This window comes from Micromonospora sp. BQ32 (assembly GCF_059358895.1).
The window spans coordinates 1-15,806 of the sequence record NZ_JCADBI010000011.1 but is presented as its reverse complement, the minus strand read 5'-3'; the positions used below and the strand labels follow the sequence as shown (position 1 = coordinate 15,806).

The following is a 15,806-nucleotide window of genomic DNA, read 5'->3' as shown; positions in this document are numbered from 1 at the left end:
CCTCGGCCCGGCCAGACGGGGGTCAGCCGAGGAGAGCGCTGGTGACGTCGGACCGGTTGAGGGCCGCCACGCACCAGGCGAAGTGGCCGTCCTGGCCCGTCGGGTCGTAGGCGTTCGCCGTGATCAGCGAGTAGGCGGCCCGGTAGACGAGCAGCGCCGAACGGTCGCACCCCAACCGCGCCTCGACCCGGTCGAGGAGATCGCGTTCGACCTGCGCCGCCTCCGGCCCGTACATGTCGAAGATCGCGGCGGTGACCGCCGCGTCGAACGTCGGGTCACCCTCGGTGGTCAGGAAGCCCCAGTCCAGCACCGCGCTCGGCCGGCCCGAGGCGTCGACCAGGATGTTTCCCGGGATCAGGTCACCGTGCAGCACCGCTCGCCGGCCACTGTCGACCTCGACCAGACGGCTGGGAAGCGCCGCGGCTTTCCGCTCGAAGTCGGCGACGGCGCCGCTCAGCACCGGCCGGAAACGCTCCACCCGGCGATCGGCGAGGCGCGCGAGTGCGACCGCGAAGCCCTCCCCGGCGCTGAACAGCGGGGTGTCCTCGCCCAGGACGGCCATCTCCCGGGCCGCCGAGAGACCACCGCCGGCCGCGAGCGCGGCGACGATGTCGACGACAATCGCGTACGCGTCCTCGCGCGACACCGCGCCGGCCGCGAGAGCCTCGGCCAGGGTCCTTCCGGTCAGCCGCCGCTCGATGGTGACGACCCGACCACCCACCGATTCCACCTGCGTGATCCGTGGCACCTGGAACGCCAGCGGTTTCGCGGCCAGGGCGTCGTAGAACGCCGCCGCCCGGCGGGACGACTCGACCGAACCGGCGAACCAGATCTTCGCCACCCGAGAGTCGCCGACCTCGTAGACCGCGCCCTCCATGCCCTCGCCCAGCAGCTTCGGGGTGGCCGTACCGATCCACTGCCGGAGCACCCCGGCCACCTGGGTCTCCGCTAGGTGGCTCACTGCTCGGGCACCTCCTCGGGCTCGGCGACCCAGGCGGAGAAGACCGGCAACCCGTGCCACGGGCCGGTAACGCCGTCGGCCCGGGTGTCGGTGGCAACCGCCACCACCGCGTACGGGTGGCCGAAGCGCAGCTCGGCGGTGCGGGCCACCCCCTCCGGCGGCAGGCTGGTCAGCCCGAACATGCCGGTCACCGCGGCCGCCTCGAAGCCGTACCGGTCGAACCGGGCCACCGCCGTCTGCCGTGCCTCGAAGCGTTCCACCGGAAGTGCCATCGCCGTCGCCAGCGTGGCCGCCACGGCCCGGAAGCCCAGTGCCGGGGCGGTCAGGTCGTGGTCGCTCCGCGCCGACCAGCAGGGGAGGACGGCGTGGTGTCGCTCTTCGCGGCCGTCGCGAGCCCGGGTGCGTACCCGCTCCTCGGTCAGCGTCCACAGCGGAGTCTCGCCGAGCGGCAGGTCGAACAGCGAGCGGCTGCCCGCCGGTTGCGCGCCGTCGGCCGCGCCGGCGCTGAGGTCGTACGCGACGGCCAGCACCTCGGCCGGTGGCACCTGCGGTGCGGCGGCCACCGAGAGGACCACCAGCCCCGCGCCGTCGGTCGTCTGGGCCGGCGCGGCGTGCACGATCACGTCACCGACCCGTGCGGTGGACACGATGGCGCCCCGGTGACCGTGGCTCGGACTGCGCAGCGCCCGCCGCAGGTGGCCGGCCCACGGGCTGTCAGCGCCGAGCGCACGTGCGTCGGCGACGTCGAACGGGGTCGCCCAGGACACCCGGGTGGCCAACGCGCTGGCCAGGGCCAGCACCACGTCCGGCCCGACCCGCAGGGGAAACGCCTCGATCAGGCCGAGGGTGTGCTCGCGCGCCCAGGCGTCCAACCCGGCCTGATCGGGCAGGACGCCGACCTCGGTCGTGCGGGGCAGCGCGGCCCGCCACGCCGCCGGCCCGCCGTCGCCCTGCCCCGACCGGTGCCAGAGCGCGGTGGCGGACCCGACCAGCGGGTGCGGCGCGTCCAACAGCGCTCGGGCCACCTCGGCCGCGCTCGGCAGGTCGGTGCCCAGGGCGCGCGCCAGCTCCGCGGCTGCGGCGTCCTCGGCGGCCGGGTCGGCGTCGACCGCTGCGGTGGCACCGACCGCGAGCAGCAGCCAGGCACCGAGCGGGGAGGCGACGTGGTGCCGGTCGCCGGCGGTGGCGTGCAGCCGCGCGGCGTACCCGGAGAGCGGCCCGTGCAGATCGGTCCTCATGCCCCCACTCTGCCCGCCGGGCTGGCTCACGACCACAGCTCGAACGGCTCGTCGATCTCGGTGCCGGCGAGGAAGGGGGTGATCAGCCGGGGGAGCTGCCCGGGGTAGAACCGTTCCCGACTGGCCACCACCTCGGGCAACGGCCACCAGCGGAAGCCGAAGTAGTCCTCCCGCTCGTAGTCGAGCCGGTCTGCCTCGTCCACGTCCGGGCCGGGGCCGGCCAGCCGTACCGCGATGACGACCTCGTCCTGGACGTGCCGCACCTGGCGGTGCAGGAAGCTGGCCCTCCGCCGCCAGGTCGGCGCGCCCACCTGGTCGACACTGATCACGATGCCGGTCTCCTCCCGCAGCTCCCGCACCGCCGTGTCGCGATAGGTCTCACCGGGGTCCATGCCGCCGCCTGGCAGCTCCCACCAGGTGCCCAGCCGTGGGTGGTCCGGGTCGTGGGTGTGGAACAGCAACACCCGGTCGGTGCCGTCGGTGACCACCACCCGCACCGCGCGTCGCTCCAGGATCGGCAGGTCGCGGGGCAGCTCGTTCATCCGGCCAGTCTGTCGTACCGCCCGCTTCGGTGGCGGGTAGGCTGCCCGCCGTGGCTGGTCTGTTGAGGAATTTCGCGGCGCGTATCTCCCGGGTCGGTGCGGTGATCCCGTCGCCCCGGCGTACCGGGCCGGCCCCCGCGCAGGTGGCCCGTCGCCGTCAGGTGAGTGCGTTGCAGCGTCGGGAGCTGACCTACGCTCCGGAGCGGGACGGTCAGGCCGACCCGGGCGAGATCGTCTGGACGTGGGTGCCGTACGAGGATGACCCCCGCCAGGGCAAGGACCGGCCGGTGCTGGTCGTCGGGCGGCACAGTCGGACCCTGTTCGGGTTGATGCTGTCCAGCCAGAGCGAGCGGGACGGGCAGCGGCACTGGTTCGCCCTCGGGCCGGGTGAGTGGGACCGCGACAACCGGCCGAGCTGGGTCCGGCTGGACCGGGTGCTCACCATGCGCGAGGACAGCATCCGGCGGGAGGGCGCCGTGTTGGATCGGCCCCGGTTCGACCGGGTCGGGCAGGCGTTGCGCGCCGGCTACGGCTGGCGCTGACCGCGCGACGGGCTGCCCCAGAAGTGGGGAAGTCCGACAGTGACGCAGCTGCCCGGCCGGTCGGCAAAATTGGTGGGTGGCTGGCCCGGTCACTGGCATGGTGTCCGCATGGTGCAGGACGTCGCGCGGCAGGTGGCCGACCAGGTGCGGACGGGCTTTGGTCTGCGGCTGTCCACGATGGAGCGAGTCACCCACGGCGCGGACCAGCACGCACGGCTGTGGCTGGCTCAGGCCGTCGACGGCGGTCGGTACGCGGTCAAGCTGAGCGGTGGCGGCACCCCGGCCGGCCTGGTCGTGACGGCGTACCTGGCCGAACAGGGGGTGCCGGGCATCGCCGCGCCGCTGCGGGCCGACGACGGACGGCTCTCCCTCGACCATGACGGCCGCCGCCTCTCGGTGGTGCCGTGGGTCTCCGACCAGCGGGCGCTCGACGGCCCGATGACCGGCGCGCACTGGCGCGCGTACGGCGAGGTGCTGGCCGCCGTGCACGCCGTGCCGGTGACCGACGAACTGAGCCGGCTGCTACCGGTGGGCGGTGCCGCGTACCCCTCGATCGTGACCGCGACCCGCGCGGTGGCCGCACGGCTGCGCAACCCGGACCCGGTCGACCTCGCGAACCCGCTGCTCGCGGAGCTGGCGGGGGTGTGGTCCGCGGTGGCCGACCGGCTGGAGGCCCTGATCCGCGAGGTTGAGCGCCGCGTCGAGCAGCGCGACCGACCCGGCGCGAACGTCGTCTGCCACGGTGACCCGCACCTGGGCAACCTGCTGCTCGGTGGGGACGGGCAGGTCTGGCTGATCGACTGGGACGACGCGGTGCTCGCCCCGCCCGAGTGCGACCTCATGTTCGTCCTCGGCGGGGTGCTCGCCTTCGCGCCGATCACTCCCGAGCAGCAGCGGGCCGCGCTCACCGGCTATGGCAGGACCGACGTCGACCCGGTGCGCCTGGCCTGGTTCCTCGCGGTTCGCGCGCTGGACGACCTCAGCGACTGGACCCGCCAGGCGTTGGACCCCGACGCCGAGGCGGCCGACCGGGACCGGGCGGCGCGGATCGTGCGGGGGCTGGTGTCACCGGTGGGTCTGGTCACCCTCGCCGACGCGGCGGTGCGCGGTCTGGACCGGCGGCGCGCAGTGGACGCGGCGTCCGGCCAGGGCGGACAGGAGGAAGGGCCGGGCTGAACGGTCAGCGCTCCCCGAGGAACGCGCTGTCGACCAGTTGGCGGGGCGACCGGGCGCCACCGAGGCTCTTCGCCTGGTACATGGCCGCGTCGGCGCGGCTGAGCGCGTCGGTGAGCTGGGCCGGGCCGGTCACCGGGGCGAGCCCGACGGACGCGGTGACCCGGACGCTGCACCCGCTCAGCCGGATCGGCGCGGCGACGGTCTCGCTGAGCCGGCGGGTGGAGTGCTCGATCCAGCGCCGGTCGACGGTGGGGCTGGAGAGCAACCCGGCGAACTCGTCGCCGCCGAGGCGGGCGACGAGATTGTCCCCGGCGAAGCCGGCGAGCCGCTCGGCCACACTGATCAGCACCTGGTCGCCGGCGGCGTGCCCGTATCGGTCGTTGATCTGCTTGAAGTCGTCCAGGTCGAGCACCACGGCGATCAGCGGCTGGCCGGCGGCGTCGGTGAGCAGGGCGGCGGCCAGGCGGTAGAAGGCGCGTCGATTGGGCAGCCCGGTCAGCGGGTCGTGGCTGGCGGCGTGCCGTTCGGCGGCCAGTTCGGCCTGGAGGTGATCGATCTCGGCCTCGGCGCGCACCGCCCGTCGGCGCAGTTGCCAGGAGGAGAGCAGCGCGCCGGCCGCGCAGACGCCGGAGGCGACACTCATCGGATCCGGCACGAACCCTCCCATCGCCGCGACCGCCTCCAGTCTTCGGTTGACGCGGCGCGCCGCGTCGGGCCCAGTTTTGCCTGATCGTTGCCCGTGCGAGGGTCACTCAAAGTGAACGGATGGGCACCGATCATGTGCGTTATCATGCTCGCCGTCGGATGCAGATGCAATAGCAGATGCACGTGCAGAACCGTCCAATGTCGATACCGCACCCCCTCGCCGTCACCGCTCCTCCCACGGCCACCGGCGGGCTCGTAACAGAAAGACGCCCCCATGCAGCAGCCACCCAATGGCGTACCGATCCACCAGTTGCCTCCGCTGAGCTGGCAGAAGAGCCGCCGTAGCAACCCGAGCGGCAACTGCGTCGAACTCGCCGAACTGCCCGAGGGAGCGGGCATCGCGGTCCGCAACTCACGACACCCGGAGGGGCCGGCGCTGATCTACACGGTCGATGAGATCGCGGCCTTCGTTCTCGGTGCGCGGGACGGCGATTTCGACCATCTGATCAACTGACCGTCCGGGGGTGGGTCGTCCCGGTGACGGGACTTATTCACCGGCGCGGAGGAGTTCATCTCACTGTCGGTCCATGGCATGCTTACACGTCGGCCGGGCCGGGGCGCCCGGCCGTCGTGGGTCGGTGTCCGGAGGTCCGCACGTGACGATGGTTCCCGCCGAGGGCGGCCCGACAACCGGGCCGACGGTGCTGCGCATGCTGCTCGGCGCCCAACTGCGCCGCCTGCGAGAGTCCAGCGGGGTGACCCGGGAGGGCGCCGGCTGGGAGATCCGCTCCTCCGAATCCAAGATCAGTCGGATGGAGCTGGGCCGCGTCGGCTTCAAGGAGCGCGACGTCGCCGACCTGTTGACCCTCTACGGCGTCACCGAGAAACACGAGCGCGACGCGCTGCTCAAGCTCGCGCGGGACGCGAACAGCCCCGGCTGGTGGCACCGCTACGGCGACGTGTTGCCGTCCTGGTTCCAGTCGTATCTGGGCCTGGAGGCCGCCGCCGCGCTGATCCGCAGCTACGAGGTGCAGTTCGTGCCCGGCCTCCTGCAGACCCGGGAGTACGCCCGGGCGGTCGTGCTGCTCGGGCACGGCGCGGCCGGCCCGGGTGAGATCGACAGGCGCGTCGCGCTGCGGATGCAGCGTCAGCAGTTGCTGCACCGGGAGAACCCGCCGCAGCTCTGGGCCGTGGTGGACGAGGCGGCGCTGCGCCGTCCGATCGGCGGGGCCGAGGTCATGCGCGGCCAGCTCACGGCGCTCATCGAGGCGACCAAGTCGCCCCACATCCGGCTCCAGGTCATCCCGTTCGCCGCCGGTGGCCACGCCGCCGCCGGGGGTGCCTTCACCATCCTGCGCTTCGGCGACCAGGAGCTACCCGACATCGTCTACATCGAACAGCTCACCAGCGCCATCTACCTCGATAAGCGCGACGATCTGGATTACTACGCGGTGGCGATGGAGCGGCTCTGCGTCGAGGCCGAGCCGCCGGAGCGTACGGCGGAGATCCTCGGCGGCCTGCTGGACGACCTCTACCCGGCCTGACTCTCGACCGCGACGGCCCTGGCGCGCTCGACGACCGTGGACGGACGTCAGCGCGGGGCCCGGTCGCCCGCCTGCCCGGACCGTAAGCCCCCGTAACCAGGACTCCCCGCGCACGTATTGACCCACGCCGACCGGTCGGGCTAATCTCTGTATCGATACAGACTGGATCGATACAGAGAGGTGCCGGTGAAGCCAACACTGCAAGCCGTGGCCGACGCCGTCGGCGTCTCCCGCAGCACCGTGTCCAACGCCTACAGCCGCCCCGACCAGCTCTCCGCCACCCTGCGCGAGCGGATCCTGGACGCCGCCCGGCAACTCGGCTACCCCGGTCCCAACCCCACCGCGCGCTCCCTGCGCCGGGGCTTCGTCGGGTCGATCGGGGTGCTGTTCACCTCGCGACTGTCGTACGCCTTCACCGACCCGTTCGCGGTCCGCTTCCTCGCCGGTGTCGGCGCGGCGGCCGAGCGGCACGGCACGAGCATGCTGCTGGTGCCGCTGCCGCCGGCGGTCACCGACGCTCGACGGGCGGTGGAGAACGCCGCGGTCGACGGGTTCTGCGTCTACTGCGTCGCCGACGAGGAATGGGCGTTGGACGTGATCCGCCAACGCGGGCTGCCGTTCGTCAGCACGGCCGCCCGCGATGACGCCGGCGCCGACGAGCGGTTCGTCGGCATCGACGAGCGGGCCGCCGCGCGCAGTGTCGCCGCGCACGTCGCCGGGCTCGGGCACCGCCGGGTGGCGCTGCTCGCCGACTCCGTGCTGCCCGACGCGCCGGCCGGCCCGCTCACCCTGGCCGGGGTCGACCAGGTGCCGCATCCGACCACCCGAGGTCGGCTCATTGGGTTCGCCGACGCCTTCGCCGAGGTCGGCGTCGGCTGGGCCGAGCTGACCCTGGTCAACGTCCCCGGCAACAGCCGGGCGGCGGCAGCCGCGGCCATCGCCGGGCTGTTCGACCATCCCGCACCGCCGACCGCCGTGCTGGCCGGCTCCGACGTGCTCGCGCTCGGTGTGCTGGACGCCCTGGCCGCGCGGCCGGCCCACGCTCGTCCAACCATCTCGGTGACCGGCTTCGACGACGTCCCCGAGGCCGCCGCGGCCGGCCTCACCACCGTCCGGCAACCGGCCGAAGAGAAGGGCCGGATCGCCGCCGAACTGCTGCTGGACCCGCCCGCGGACACCGCGGCCGGTCACGTGTTGCTGCCCACCGCACTCGTCGTCCGGGCCTCCACCGGACCTGTCCCGAGGAGTTGACCATGGAACTTCCCACCGGATACATCACCGCGCTCGACGCCATGAACCGACACGTCAACTCGGCCCGACCGGACGCTCCGGTCCAGGTCGAACACCCCCGCCGGGCCCTGCTCGCCCCGACCCGGCGGGCCACCGCCCGCGCCCTGCGCCGGCTCGCCGACCGCATCCAGCCGCGCCCGCTGCCCGGCACCCCCCGCTGCTCCTGACCCGAACCAATCCCATTCCGGCACGCACGGGACGAACAGTGTGGGGCCGGGCACGCAGAGTGGTCGAGGGCGGCGTTGCCAGGCAGACTGGTGAAGCCATGTCACCGCTCATGCCCACTCTCCGCCTCCACGACCGCTACGTACTGCACGAGCGGATCGGTCTCGGTGGCATGTCCGAGGTGTGGCGAGGCGACGACGAGGTGCTGGGGCGGCCGGTCGCGATCAAGGTGCTCGCCGGGCAGTTCGCCACCGACCCACAGCTGCGGGCCACCATCCAACGCGAGGCCCGCGCGGCCGCCCGGCTGACCCACCCACACGTGACCCAGGTGTACGACTACGCCGAGGCGACCCTGGCCGGTGGCGTCGTGGTCCCGTACCTGGTGATGGAGCTGGTCGACGGTCACAACCTGGCTGACCGGCTGCGGTCCGGGCCGCTGCCCTGGCCGGAGGCGGTCCGGGTGGCCGGGCAGATCGCCGCCGCGCTGGCCGCCGCGCACCGCATCGGCGTCGTGCACCGCGACGTCAAGCCCGGCAACGTCATGCTCACCGACACCGGCGCCAAGGTGCTCGACTTCGGCATCGCCGCGCTCGGTGGCCTCGACAGCCAGTCCGGCGAACCGTTGATGGGCACCCCTGCCTACTTCGCCCCGGAACGGTTGACCGCCGGGCCGCCCGACCCGGCGAGCGACGTGTACGCCCTCGGCGCATTGCTCTACCGCACCCTCACCGGGCGGGCGCCACTGCCCGTGCAGAGCTGGGAGGACGCGCTGGAGGTGCACCGGCGGGGCACCCCGGTGCCGCCGTTGCGGGTGCCCAGCCTGCCCGCCGACATCGCCCAGCTGACCGTCGCCTGCCTGGCCGCCAACCCGGCCGACCGGCCGAGCGCCGCGCACCTGGCCCGCCGCTTCGGTGCCGGTCAGCCGGTCGAGCCGCCCACCGAGCTGTTGCGCATCCGGCCGGCCGTCCACCCGCCCACCCTGATCGACCGCTCGGTGGTGGCCCGACCTCTCCCGGTTGCCGCCGCGCCGGCCCGACGTCGATCGCGTCGGCCCGCCGCCGCGCTCGTCGCTGCCGTTCTCGCCGTGCTGATCGGCGTCGGCGCCCTGTTCGCGGGGGACCCGTTCGGCAACCCGGGCACACCCGACCCGGCCGAGATCGCCGACGCGCCCTCGACCTCCGCCTCCGCGCCCACGACGCACTCGCCGACGCCGTCCGCACCGTCCTCGCCACCCGCCGCCAGCACCGCGCCGCCGACCGCCGGGCAGCAGATACCGGTCAGCTTCCGGGAGGTGACCAGCGAGTTCGCCGCCGTCCTGGCCACCGCGGTCGCCCGCGGCGACGTCGACCGCAAGACCGCCGAAGATCTCCGCGACGACCTCGCCGACCTCAACCGCACCAGGGACCGCGCCAAGCGCGTCGCCGACCTGCGGGACCACATCGCCGAGCTGGTGCGGCGGGACCGCCTACCAGCGCAGACGGGCGCCCGACTGGACGCTCTGCTCACGCGGGTCGACAGCTTCTCCGGCGGCCGTACGGACGACTGATACCCCCGTCGATACCGCTGGCATGATGTCCCGATGCGGACACGTCTGATCTTCGTGCGACACGGCGAGTCGGTCCACCAGTTGGAAGGGATCATCGGTGGGCCACGTGGCTGTCGGGGCCTCACCGCCCTCGGCCACGAGCAGGCACACCACCTGGCAAACCGGCTCACCGCTGAGGTCGCCGCCGACGGGCCGGTGGCGGTCTACTCGTCCGTGCTGCGCAGGGCTGTCGAGACCGCGCAACCGATCGGCGCGGCGTTGGGCGTCCGGCCCGTGGCCGACTGTGGTCTCTGCACCTGGCACACACCCCCGTACGCCGACGGCCTGCCGACCGCCCTCTTCCGCACCGACCACGCGGTGCCCGGTGGCGGCGTGTTCCGACCGTTCGAAGAGGGCAACGAGAGCTGGGCCGAACTGGTGGTCCGGGTCAGCCGCGCGATCATGGAGATCGCCCACCGGCACCGGGGCTCCACCGTGATCCTGGTCGGCCACAGCGAGACCGTCGAGGGCGGGTTCCACGCGCTCGCCGCGCAGCCGGTCTTCCGGGCATTCGACCTGGACGTGCCCCCGGGCTCGATCACCGAATGGACCACCGACCACGACCCCGGCGGTTGGCCGCCGGCCCGCTGGACGCTGCGTCGCTTCGCCGACACCGGCAGATGATCCCGGCCATGCCGAGGGCGACCGGCTCGGGCCTGCGGCGACGCTATTCGGCGGCCAGGATCTGCTCGCGCAGGATCTCCGCGTGCCCGCAGTGCTGGGCAAGCTCGCGCAGCACGTGCAGGTAGACCCAGCGCAGCGGCAGCGGGCCGCGCCGGTTGCCGCGAAGCAGGTCGTCGAGGCCCAGGCCGGACGTGGCGCGGCGGGAGGCTTCGCAGGCTTCCCGATGCGCGCGCTGAACGGTGGCGATCGTGTCGCCGTCGTCGAGGATGAACGACTCGTCCGGCGTGGCCGGGATGCCGATCTCGGCCCGGGGCCGACAGGTGACGGCCTCGTCGAACCAGACCTTCTCCACGAACGCGGCGTGCTTCACCAGACCCAGCAGCGTCGTCCGGGACGGCACCAACGACCGGCGCGCCTGCTCCTCGGTCAGCCCGTCCAGGTAGCCGTTGAGCGCCCTGCGGTGCTCGTCGATGAACGCCTCGAACTGCGCCTGAGCCGACTGGCCGACGACATCATCGGCGAAGGTCGGAGGAAAGGAGGTCATTCCGGAAGCATTTCAAGGTCATCGCCGCCGCGCAAACACTCATGGGCCGACCGCGACGCGGTCGCCGTCCGCCACCCGCCCGGGACGGACCACAGTGGCGTACGCGCCAACACACGGCTGGGGGCCTACTCCGGGCAGCGGCTCGATCCGGTTGAGCCGGGCGGGCACCCGCAGCGCCTCGGTCTCGCGGGGCAGCGGGCCGTGCGCGAGCGTCGGCACCGCGCAGCGCGGCGTCGGGGCGAGCACGGTGAGCACCAGGTCCGGGCCGATGCGCAACTCCCGGCCGACCCAGCCGTTCTCGGCGAAGGCATCCGGGTCCGTGTCGAGCACCAGGTTGGGCCGGTAGCGTTCCACCGTCCCCGCCCCGGGCGGGAGGTGCCCGGCGATCCGGTCCAGGGTGGCGGTGGTGACCAGGTGGATCGGAGCGAAGTCGAAGAAGGTGCCGGGCAGCACCGACCCGAGCCGGCTCTCGTCGGCCGGGACCTCGTCGGTCAGGCCGGCGGCGAGCACCGCCTCCGGGTCGGACCGCAGCAGGGTGGCGCCGGCCGGTACGGCGTCGACGAGGGTCACCGGGCAACCCGTCGCCGCGCTGAGCGCCCTGTCGACGTGGGGGTCCTGGGCCGACAGTTGTCGGCCGTCGGGCAGGGTGATCCGTACCGGATCGGTCGCCCCGCCGGTCGCTCGTAGCGTGAGCAGGCCGCGCCAGCGATGGGGTTGCTTGGCGCTGGCCACCCGCCCGCTGGTCTGATCCAGCAGGGCCAGCACCCGGTCACCCGCGACGCCCGTCGCACCGATGTCGGCGGTCGGGATCCGCTCTCCGAGCAGCGACTTCACCGGGTACCGCCGCAGCTGCACCACTCGTCCGGAGATCATCCCGTCACCCTAACCGCGCCTGCCGCCGCCACGGCCGGGCCGAGTGAGGCTGACGCTGACCGACTCGCCGGGGTCGGTGCCCGCGCGGGAGTACACCTCGCCGTCCGGCGTCCAGACGCCCGAGCACCCCGCTGCCTCGCTGTAGCCACCGCCGGTCGACCCGGCGAAGCTCGCCACCGCCACCCAGACCCGCTGCGCGGTGGCAATGCGGTACGCCCGCCCATCTATCACGGCGGCGTCGCGGGCCTGCTCCAGGACGCTCGCCGCGTACACGTCGATCCCGAGCGCGGCCGTCCGCTCCGCGTGCGCGGCCACGCCGGTGTCCTTGCAGATCGCCAGCCCCACCCGCCAACCGTCCACCTCCAGCACGACCGGGGTGTCGCCGGGCCGGAACCGACGGGCCTCCGCGTCCCCCAGCCAGATCTTCCGGTACGCCACCGTCGCGCCAACGTCGGTCACCGCCAGCATCGCGATGTGGTCGCCCGCGACCGGCGCACCGACCAGGGCCACCGCGTTCGTCTCGGCGCACGCCTCGATAAGCGGCACCAACCGCGGGTCGTCGACCGACACGACCGGCGCGTCCAACTCGTACCCGGTCAGTGACAGCTCGGGAAAGACCACCACCCGGGCACCCGCCGCGCGGACCGCGGCGGCGTGCGCCCGCGCGTTTGCCGCGACATCCAGGGGTACGCACGGTGGCTGCGCCACCGCGAGCCGTAGCGGGGTGCGGCTTTCCGCACCCCCACCGGTGTGGTCGACCCGCGCGGCCGGGCGGTCGGCCCCATGGTCGGCTCTCAGGATGACTTCGTAACGTGGGCGCATGATTCGAACGTCCCACGCCGTGTTCGCCACCGGAACCCCCACCGCCGCAGCGGAACCACCGCAGGATGGGATCGTCGGCTACGTCACTGACCTGGTGGAACGACTCGGCGGGCCGGGTGCCGGCCTGGCGGTGGCGTTGGAGAACCTCTTCCCGCCGATTCCCAGTGAGGTGATCCTGCCGCTGGCCGGGTTCGTCGCGGCGCAGGGCCGGATGAGTCTGGTCGGTGCGATTTTCTGGACCACGCTGGGCTCGGTGCTGGGTGCGCTCGCGCTCTACCTGATCGGCGCGGCGCTGGGGCGCGACCGGATGCGCGCCATCGTCGCCCGGCTCCCACTGGTCAAGCTCAGCGACGTCGACCGGACCGAGGCGTGGTTCCTGCGGCATGGCGTGAAGGCGGTCTTCTTCGGCCGGATGATCCCGATCTTCCGGAGCCTGATCTCGATTCCGGCCGGCGTGGAGCGGATGCCGGTGGCCACGTTCCTGCTCTACACCACGCTGGGCAGCCTGATCTGGAACACCACCTTCGTGCTCGCCGGTTACCTGCTGGGCGACAACTGGCACCTCGTCGAGGGCTACGTCGGCGCGCTCCAGAAAGTGGTGATCGTGGTCTGCGTGGCGGCGGCCGCCTGGTTCGTCGGGTCCCGCGTGCTGAAGGCCCGCCGTGCCGCGCGGAACCCCGAGCCGACCGAACCCGAGCAGAGCGCACTGAACGCGATGCCGGACCCGGGCGGTCGCGGCACCCTGTACCGAAGCGGGTCGTGGGCCTCGGACGAACGCTAGTCAGCCCTCCTCTGGTGTCCTTTGCTCTGCTGCACCCCACGCGACACCCGCGGTCGCCTGCGGGCGCGTCAGATGACGCAGGGCGAGGGAGAGCAGATTTGGTGCGGAAGGCGGGCGAGGTGGTGGGGGAACGGCGAACCGGCGGGTGGTGGGATCGGTTGCGGCTGCCGGTCGGCGTCGCCGTCGGAATCGCGACGGCCGCCGTCGAGTTCGTCTTTCTCGCCGTCGCGGCCGCCGCATTCAGCGTGAGCGCGGTCGCGCCTGCGGCCGGCCCTCGGGTCGCTGGCCTGACCAACCGGTACGGCGGGTGGCTGGTGCGGATGGAACATCGCCGCCTCGCCAGGCTGCTCGCCGCGACGGACGTGCCCGCGCCGAACGCTGTGCCGACCCGCCGGCAGGTCGGCTACCTGGCCGCCCGACTGCTACCCGGCGCACTCGGCCTGCTGGCGTACGCCGTGCTTGGCGTCGGCGTGGTGCTGGCCGGGATCGTGCTGCGCGCGGCGGTGCGCGGAGAGCTGACCCTGCTCGACGCCCTGTCCCAGATCGCCGTCGGGGCGGTCCTGCTACTGCTCAACGTTCAGGCCGTAGCCAGCATCGCCGCGCTGGACATCCGGCTGGCCCGACGGCTGCTCGGCCCGGGAAGTCGGGCGGAGCTGACCCGGCGGGTCCACGAGCTGACTACCAGTCGGGCCGGGGTCATCGCCGCAGTCGACGCCGAACGGCAGCGCATCGAACGCGACCTGCACGACGGCCTCCAACAGCGGCTGGTCGCCCTCGGCATGCTGCTCGGCCGGGCCCGGCGCGCCCGCGACGCCGACCGTACGCACGCGCTGCTGGCCCAGGCGCACGAGGACGTGCAGCGTGCCATCGAGGAGTTGCGCGAGGTGGCGTGGCGGGTCTACCCGTCGGCACTGGACGGCAGCGATCTGGGCGAGGTCCTGGCCATCGTCGCCCGCGGCTCGCAGGTGCCGGTGCGGATCCGCTGCGAGCTGCCGGTCCGCCCCGAGCGGCAGATCGAGACGGTGCTGTACTTCGTGGCCTGCGAGGCGCTCACCAACGCCGCGAAACACGCCGCCGCTACCCTGGTCACGGTCGATATCGGGGTACGGGATGGGTGGATCCGGATGCGCGTGCACGACGACGGCGTCGGCGGGGCGCAGCCGACCGGGCGCGGGTTGTCCGGGCTGGCGCGCCGGGTCGCCGCGCTGGACGGCCGGCTGAGGGTGACCAGCCCGACCGGCGGTCCGACGACCGTGCTGGCGGAGTTGCCGTGCGACTAGTCCTCGCCGAAGACTCGACGCTGCTCCGGGAGGGCTTGACGCGGCTGCTCGCCGACGAGGACCACGAGGTGCTCGCGGCGGTCGGGACCGCCGACCAGCTTGTCGAGGCGGTCGAACGGTCCCGTCCCGACGTGGTTGTCACCGACGTCCGGATGCCGCCCACCCACACCGATGACGGGCTGCGGGCCGCCCTGGAAATCCGTCGTCGGTGGCCCGACACCGGCGTCCTCGTGCTCTCCCAGTACGTGGAGCGGCGGTACGCCGGGCGGCTGCTCGCCGACCGCCCCGAGGGGGTCGGCTACTTGCTCAAGGACCGGGTCGCTCAGGTGGACGACTTCCTCGACGCCCTCGACCGGGTCGCCGCCGGAGGCACCGCCCTGGACCCGGAGGTGGTCCGTCAGGTGGTGGCCGGCTCGGAGCGACCCGACCCGTTCGGTCGGCTCACACCGCGGGAACGGGACGTACTGCACGAGATGGCCCAGGGACACACGAATCTCGCCATCGCCCAGCGGCTGCACGTGTCGCAGAGCGCGGTCGAGAAGCATGTCAACGCCATCTTCGACAAACTCGACCTCGCCCACACCACGGGCTACAGCCGACGAATCCTCGCGGTCCTGCGCTACCTGGGCACCTGACCCGCCCAGGGATCGGGGGCCGGGCACGCGAGCGCCGGCCGGCTCGGCTGATCAACTCGGGTTCTTTGATGTCGGGGGGTCCGGGCGTCCGGGATGCCCCGACTTCCGTGAACCCGAGTGGATCACGCGGGTGAGGGGCGATTCGACACCGCAAGCCCAGTGCTGTCTGGGTGGTTTGCCCGTTTGTGGGTGTTGTGGGTGTTGTGGGTCGTGGCCGGCCGCACTCGTGGGCCGGAATCATGGCGGGGCCGGGGTCGTTACATACCCTGACGATCGCAGCACCACCGACCGGCCGACCCGCAACCGGGGTCGCGCAGGTTGGAATGCCAGCCTCCGCCGGGTCGTTACAGTCCGAACGAACGACCGCAGGCACCGCCTTGATGAGGGTGTCGGCAGGTGGGCCGCCCCGGAATGACCTCGGCCTACCGGTCGTTGCAGTCCCCACGAACGATCGCAGGCACCGCCGCGATGGGGGTGTCGGCGGGTGGGCCACCCGGAATGACCTGGGCCCCCCGGTCGTTACACAGGGACCCGGCGCCACGAGCCCCCGCTCGTCAGG

Annotated in this window: 18 protein-coding genes; 11 read left to right on the top strand and 7 right to left on the bottom strand. The window is 73.0% G+C overall.

The window, feature by feature from the left end; translation table 11 throughout:
• Nucleotides 1-22 precede the first annotated feature (22 nt).
• The 3 genes from AC5L30_RS20750 to AC5L30_RS20740 are packed head-to-tail and all read right to left on the bottom strand — an operon-like array spanning nt 23 to nt 2,741.
• Complete coding sequence (locus AC5L30_RS20750; RefSeq protein WP_494869217.1) at nt 23-961, bottom strand: phosphotransferase family protein; 939 nt, start codon at nt 959-961, stop codon at nt 23-25.
• The gene (locus AC5L30_RS20745; protein ID WP_494869216.1) at nt 958-2,199 is read right to left on the bottom strand and encodes a serine/threonine-protein kinase; all 1,242 of its coding nucleotides are present in this window, start codon (nt 2,197-2,199) and stop codon (nt 958-960) included. The genes AC5L30_RS20750 and AC5L30_RS20745 overlap by 4 nt, the downstream gene beginning before the upstream one ends.
• Before the next feature lie 26 nt (nt 2,200-2,225).
• Nucleotides 2,226-2,741, bottom strand: coding sequence for an NUDIX hydrolase (locus tag AC5L30_RS20740; RefSeq protein WP_494869215.1), 516 nt, complete (start codon nt 2,739-2,741; stop codon nt 2,226-2,228).
• A gap of 50 nt (nt 2,742-2,791) precedes the next feature.
• Between AC5L30_RS20740 and AC5L30_RS20735 the strand changes: the two genes are divergently transcribed.
• Both AC5L30_RS20735 and AC5L30_RS20730 read left to right on the top strand, forming a co-directional pair.
• Nucleotides 2,792-3,283, top strand: a complete 492-nt coding sequence (locus AC5L30_RS20735; protein ID WP_494869214.1) for a type II toxin-antitoxin system PemK/MazF family toxin — start codon at nt 2,792-2,794, stop codon at nt 3,281-3,283.
• Between the two features lie 108 nt (nt 3,284-3,391).
• Nucleotides 3,392-4,459 (top strand): phosphotransferase enzyme family protein, encoded by a 1,068-nt coding sequence (locus AC5L30_RS20730; protein ID WP_494869212.1) that lies wholly within the window; start codon nt 3,392-3,394, stop codon nt 4,457-4,459.
• 4 nt (nt 4,460-4,463) lie between these two features.
• On the opposite strand, the gene AC5L30_RS20725 is transcribed toward AC5L30_RS20730, so the two are convergent.
• Nucleotides 4,464-5,114, bottom strand: a complete 651-nt coding sequence (locus AC5L30_RS20725; RefSeq protein ID WP_355428105.1) for a GGDEF domain-containing protein — start codon at nt 5,112-5,114, stop codon at nt 4,464-4,466.
• Between the two features lie 264 nt (nt 5,115-5,378).
• Between AC5L30_RS20725 and AC5L30_RS20720 the strand changes: the two genes are divergently transcribed.
• The 6 genes from AC5L30_RS20720 to AC5L30_RS20695 all read left to right on the top strand — a co-directional run bounded on the left by AC5L30_RS20720 (nt 5,379) and on the right by AC5L30_RS20695 (nt 10,312).
• The gene (locus tag AC5L30_RS20720; protein ID WP_091406718.1) at nt 5,379-5,618 is read left to right on the top strand and encodes a DUF397 domain-containing protein; all 240 of its coding nucleotides are present in this window, start codon (nt 5,379-5,381) and stop codon (nt 5,616-5,618) included.
• 148 nt (nt 5,619-5,766) lie between these two features.
• Nucleotides 5,767-6,648: a Sco1979 family transcriptional regulator gene (locus tag AC5L30_RS20715; RefSeq protein WP_494869443.1), complete on the top strand. Its 882-nt coding sequence runs from the start codon at nt 5,767-5,769 to the stop codon at nt 6,646-6,648.
• 186 nt (nt 6,649-6,834) lie between these two features.
• The gene (locus tag AC5L30_RS20710; RefSeq protein ID WP_494869210.1) at nt 6,835-7,899 is read left to right on the top strand and encodes a LacI family DNA-binding transcriptional regulator; all 1,065 of its coding nucleotides are present in this window, start codon (nt 6,835-6,837) and stop codon (nt 7,897-7,899) included.
• Between the two features lie 2 nt (nt 7,900-7,901).
• Nucleotides 7,902-8,105 (top strand): hypothetical protein, encoded by a 204-nt coding sequence (locus AC5L30_RS20705; RefSeq protein ID WP_494869209.1) that lies wholly within the window; start codon nt 7,902-7,904, stop codon nt 8,103-8,105.
• Nucleotides 8,106-8,203: 98 nt separating this feature from the next.
• The gene (locus AC5L30_RS20700) at nt 8,204-9,649 is read left to right on the top strand and encodes a serine/threonine-protein kinase (protein ID WP_494869208.1); all 1,446 of its coding nucleotides are present in this window, start codon (nt 8,204-8,206) and stop codon (nt 9,647-9,649) included.
• A 33-nt stretch (nt 9,650-9,682) separates the two neighbouring features.
• Nucleotides 9,683-10,312, top strand: coding sequence for a histidine phosphatase family protein (locus AC5L30_RS20695; protein WP_494869207.1), 630 nt, complete (start codon nt 9,683-9,685; stop codon nt 10,310-10,312).
• Between the two features lie 43 nt (nt 10,313-10,355).
• On the opposite strand, the gene AC5L30_RS20690 is transcribed toward AC5L30_RS20695, so the two are convergent.
• From AC5L30_RS20690 to AC5L30_RS20680, 3 genes are read right to left on the bottom strand one after another with little or no spacing between them, the layout of a single operon-like run.
• A complete protein-coding gene (locus tag AC5L30_RS20690; RefSeq protein WP_494869205.1) occupies nt 10,356-10,856 on the bottom strand; it encodes a DinB family protein in 501 nt (166 codons plus the stop codon).
• Nucleotides 10,857-10,895: 39 nt separating this feature from the next.
• Nucleotides 10,896-11,729, bottom strand: coding sequence for an MOSC domain-containing protein (locus tag AC5L30_RS20685; RefSeq protein ID WP_494869204.1), 834 nt, complete (start codon nt 11,727-11,729; stop codon nt 10,896-10,898).
• Nucleotides 11,730-11,738: 9 nt separating this feature from the next.
• Nucleotides 11,739-12,551, bottom strand: a complete 813-nt coding sequence (locus AC5L30_RS20680; protein WP_494869203.1) for a carbon-nitrogen hydrolase family protein — start codon at nt 12,549-12,551, stop codon at nt 11,739-11,741.
• Here AC5L30_RS20680 and AC5L30_RS20675 point away from each other — a divergent pair.
• The 3 genes from AC5L30_RS20675 to AC5L30_RS20665 all read left to right on the top strand — a co-directional run bounded on the left by AC5L30_RS20675 (nt 12,550) and on the right by AC5L30_RS20665 (nt 15,247).
• Entirely contained in the window at nt 12,550-13,332 is a 783-nt protein-coding gene (locus tag AC5L30_RS20675) for a DedA family protein (RefSeq protein ID WP_494869202.1), read from the top strand. The two genes, AC5L30_RS20680 and AC5L30_RS20675, sit on opposite strands and share 2 nt — an antisense overlap.
• Nucleotides 13,333-13,433: 101 nt before the next feature.
• Nucleotides 13,434-14,612, top strand: a complete 1,179-nt coding sequence (locus tag AC5L30_RS20670; protein WP_494869201.1) for a sensor histidine kinase — start codon at nt 13,434-13,436, stop codon at nt 14,610-14,612.
• Nucleotides 14,603-15,247 (top strand): response regulator, encoded by a 645-nt coding sequence (locus AC5L30_RS20665; RefSeq protein WP_494869200.1) that lies wholly within the window; start codon nt 14,603-14,605, stop codon nt 15,245-15,247. The genes AC5L30_RS20670 and AC5L30_RS20665 overlap by 10 nt, the downstream gene beginning before the upstream one ends.
• Nucleotides 15,248-15,806: the final 559 nt, after the last annotated feature.

Coding starts and splice junctions, on each gene's coding strand:
- AC5L30_RS20745 (WP_494869216.1), bottom strand. CDS start 2,199: ATGAGGACCGATCTGCACGGGCCGCTCTCCGGGTACGCCGCGCGGCTG.
- AC5L30_RS20740 (WP_494869215.1), bottom strand. CDS start 2,741: ATGAACGAGCTGCCCCGCGACCTGCCGATCCTGGAGCGACGCGCGGTG.
- AC5L30_RS20730 (WP_494869212.1), top strand. CDS start 3,392: ATGGTGCAGGACGTCGCGCGGCAGGTGGCCGACCAGGTGCGGACGGGC.
- AC5L30_RS20720 (WP_091406718.1), top strand. CDS start 5,379: ATGCAGCAGCCACCCAATGGCGTACCGATCCACCAGTTGCCTCCGCTG.
- AC5L30_RS20715 (WP_494869443.1), top strand. CDS start 5,767: ATGGTTCCCGCCGAGGGCGGCCCGACAACCGGGCCGACGGTGCTGCGC.
- AC5L30_RS20705 (WP_494869209.1), top strand. CDS start 7,902: ATGGAACTTCCCACCGGATACATCACCGCGCTCGACGCCATGAACCGA.
- AC5L30_RS20700 (WP_494869208.1), top strand. CDS start 8,204: ATGTCACCGCTCATGCCCACTCTCCGCCTCCACGACCGCTACGTACTG.
- AC5L30_RS20695 (WP_494869207.1), top strand. CDS start 9,683: ATGCGGACACGTCTGATCTTCGTGCGACACGGCGAGTCGGTCCACCAG.
- AC5L30_RS20690 (WP_494869205.1), bottom strand. CDS start 10,856: ATGACCTCCTTTCCTCCGACCTTCGCCGATGATGTCGTCGGCCAGTCG.
- AC5L30_RS20685 (WP_494869204.1), bottom strand. CDS start 11,729: ATGATCTCCGGACGAGTGGTGCAGCTGCGGCGGTACCCGGTGAAGTCG.
- AC5L30_RS20675 (WP_494869202.1), top strand. CDS start 12,550: ATGATTCGAACGTCCCACGCCGTGTTCGCCACCGGAACCCCCACCGCC.
- AC5L30_RS20680 (WP_494869203.1), bottom strand. CDS start 12,551: ATGCGCCCACGTTACGAAGTCATCCTGAGAGCCGACCATGGGGCCGAC.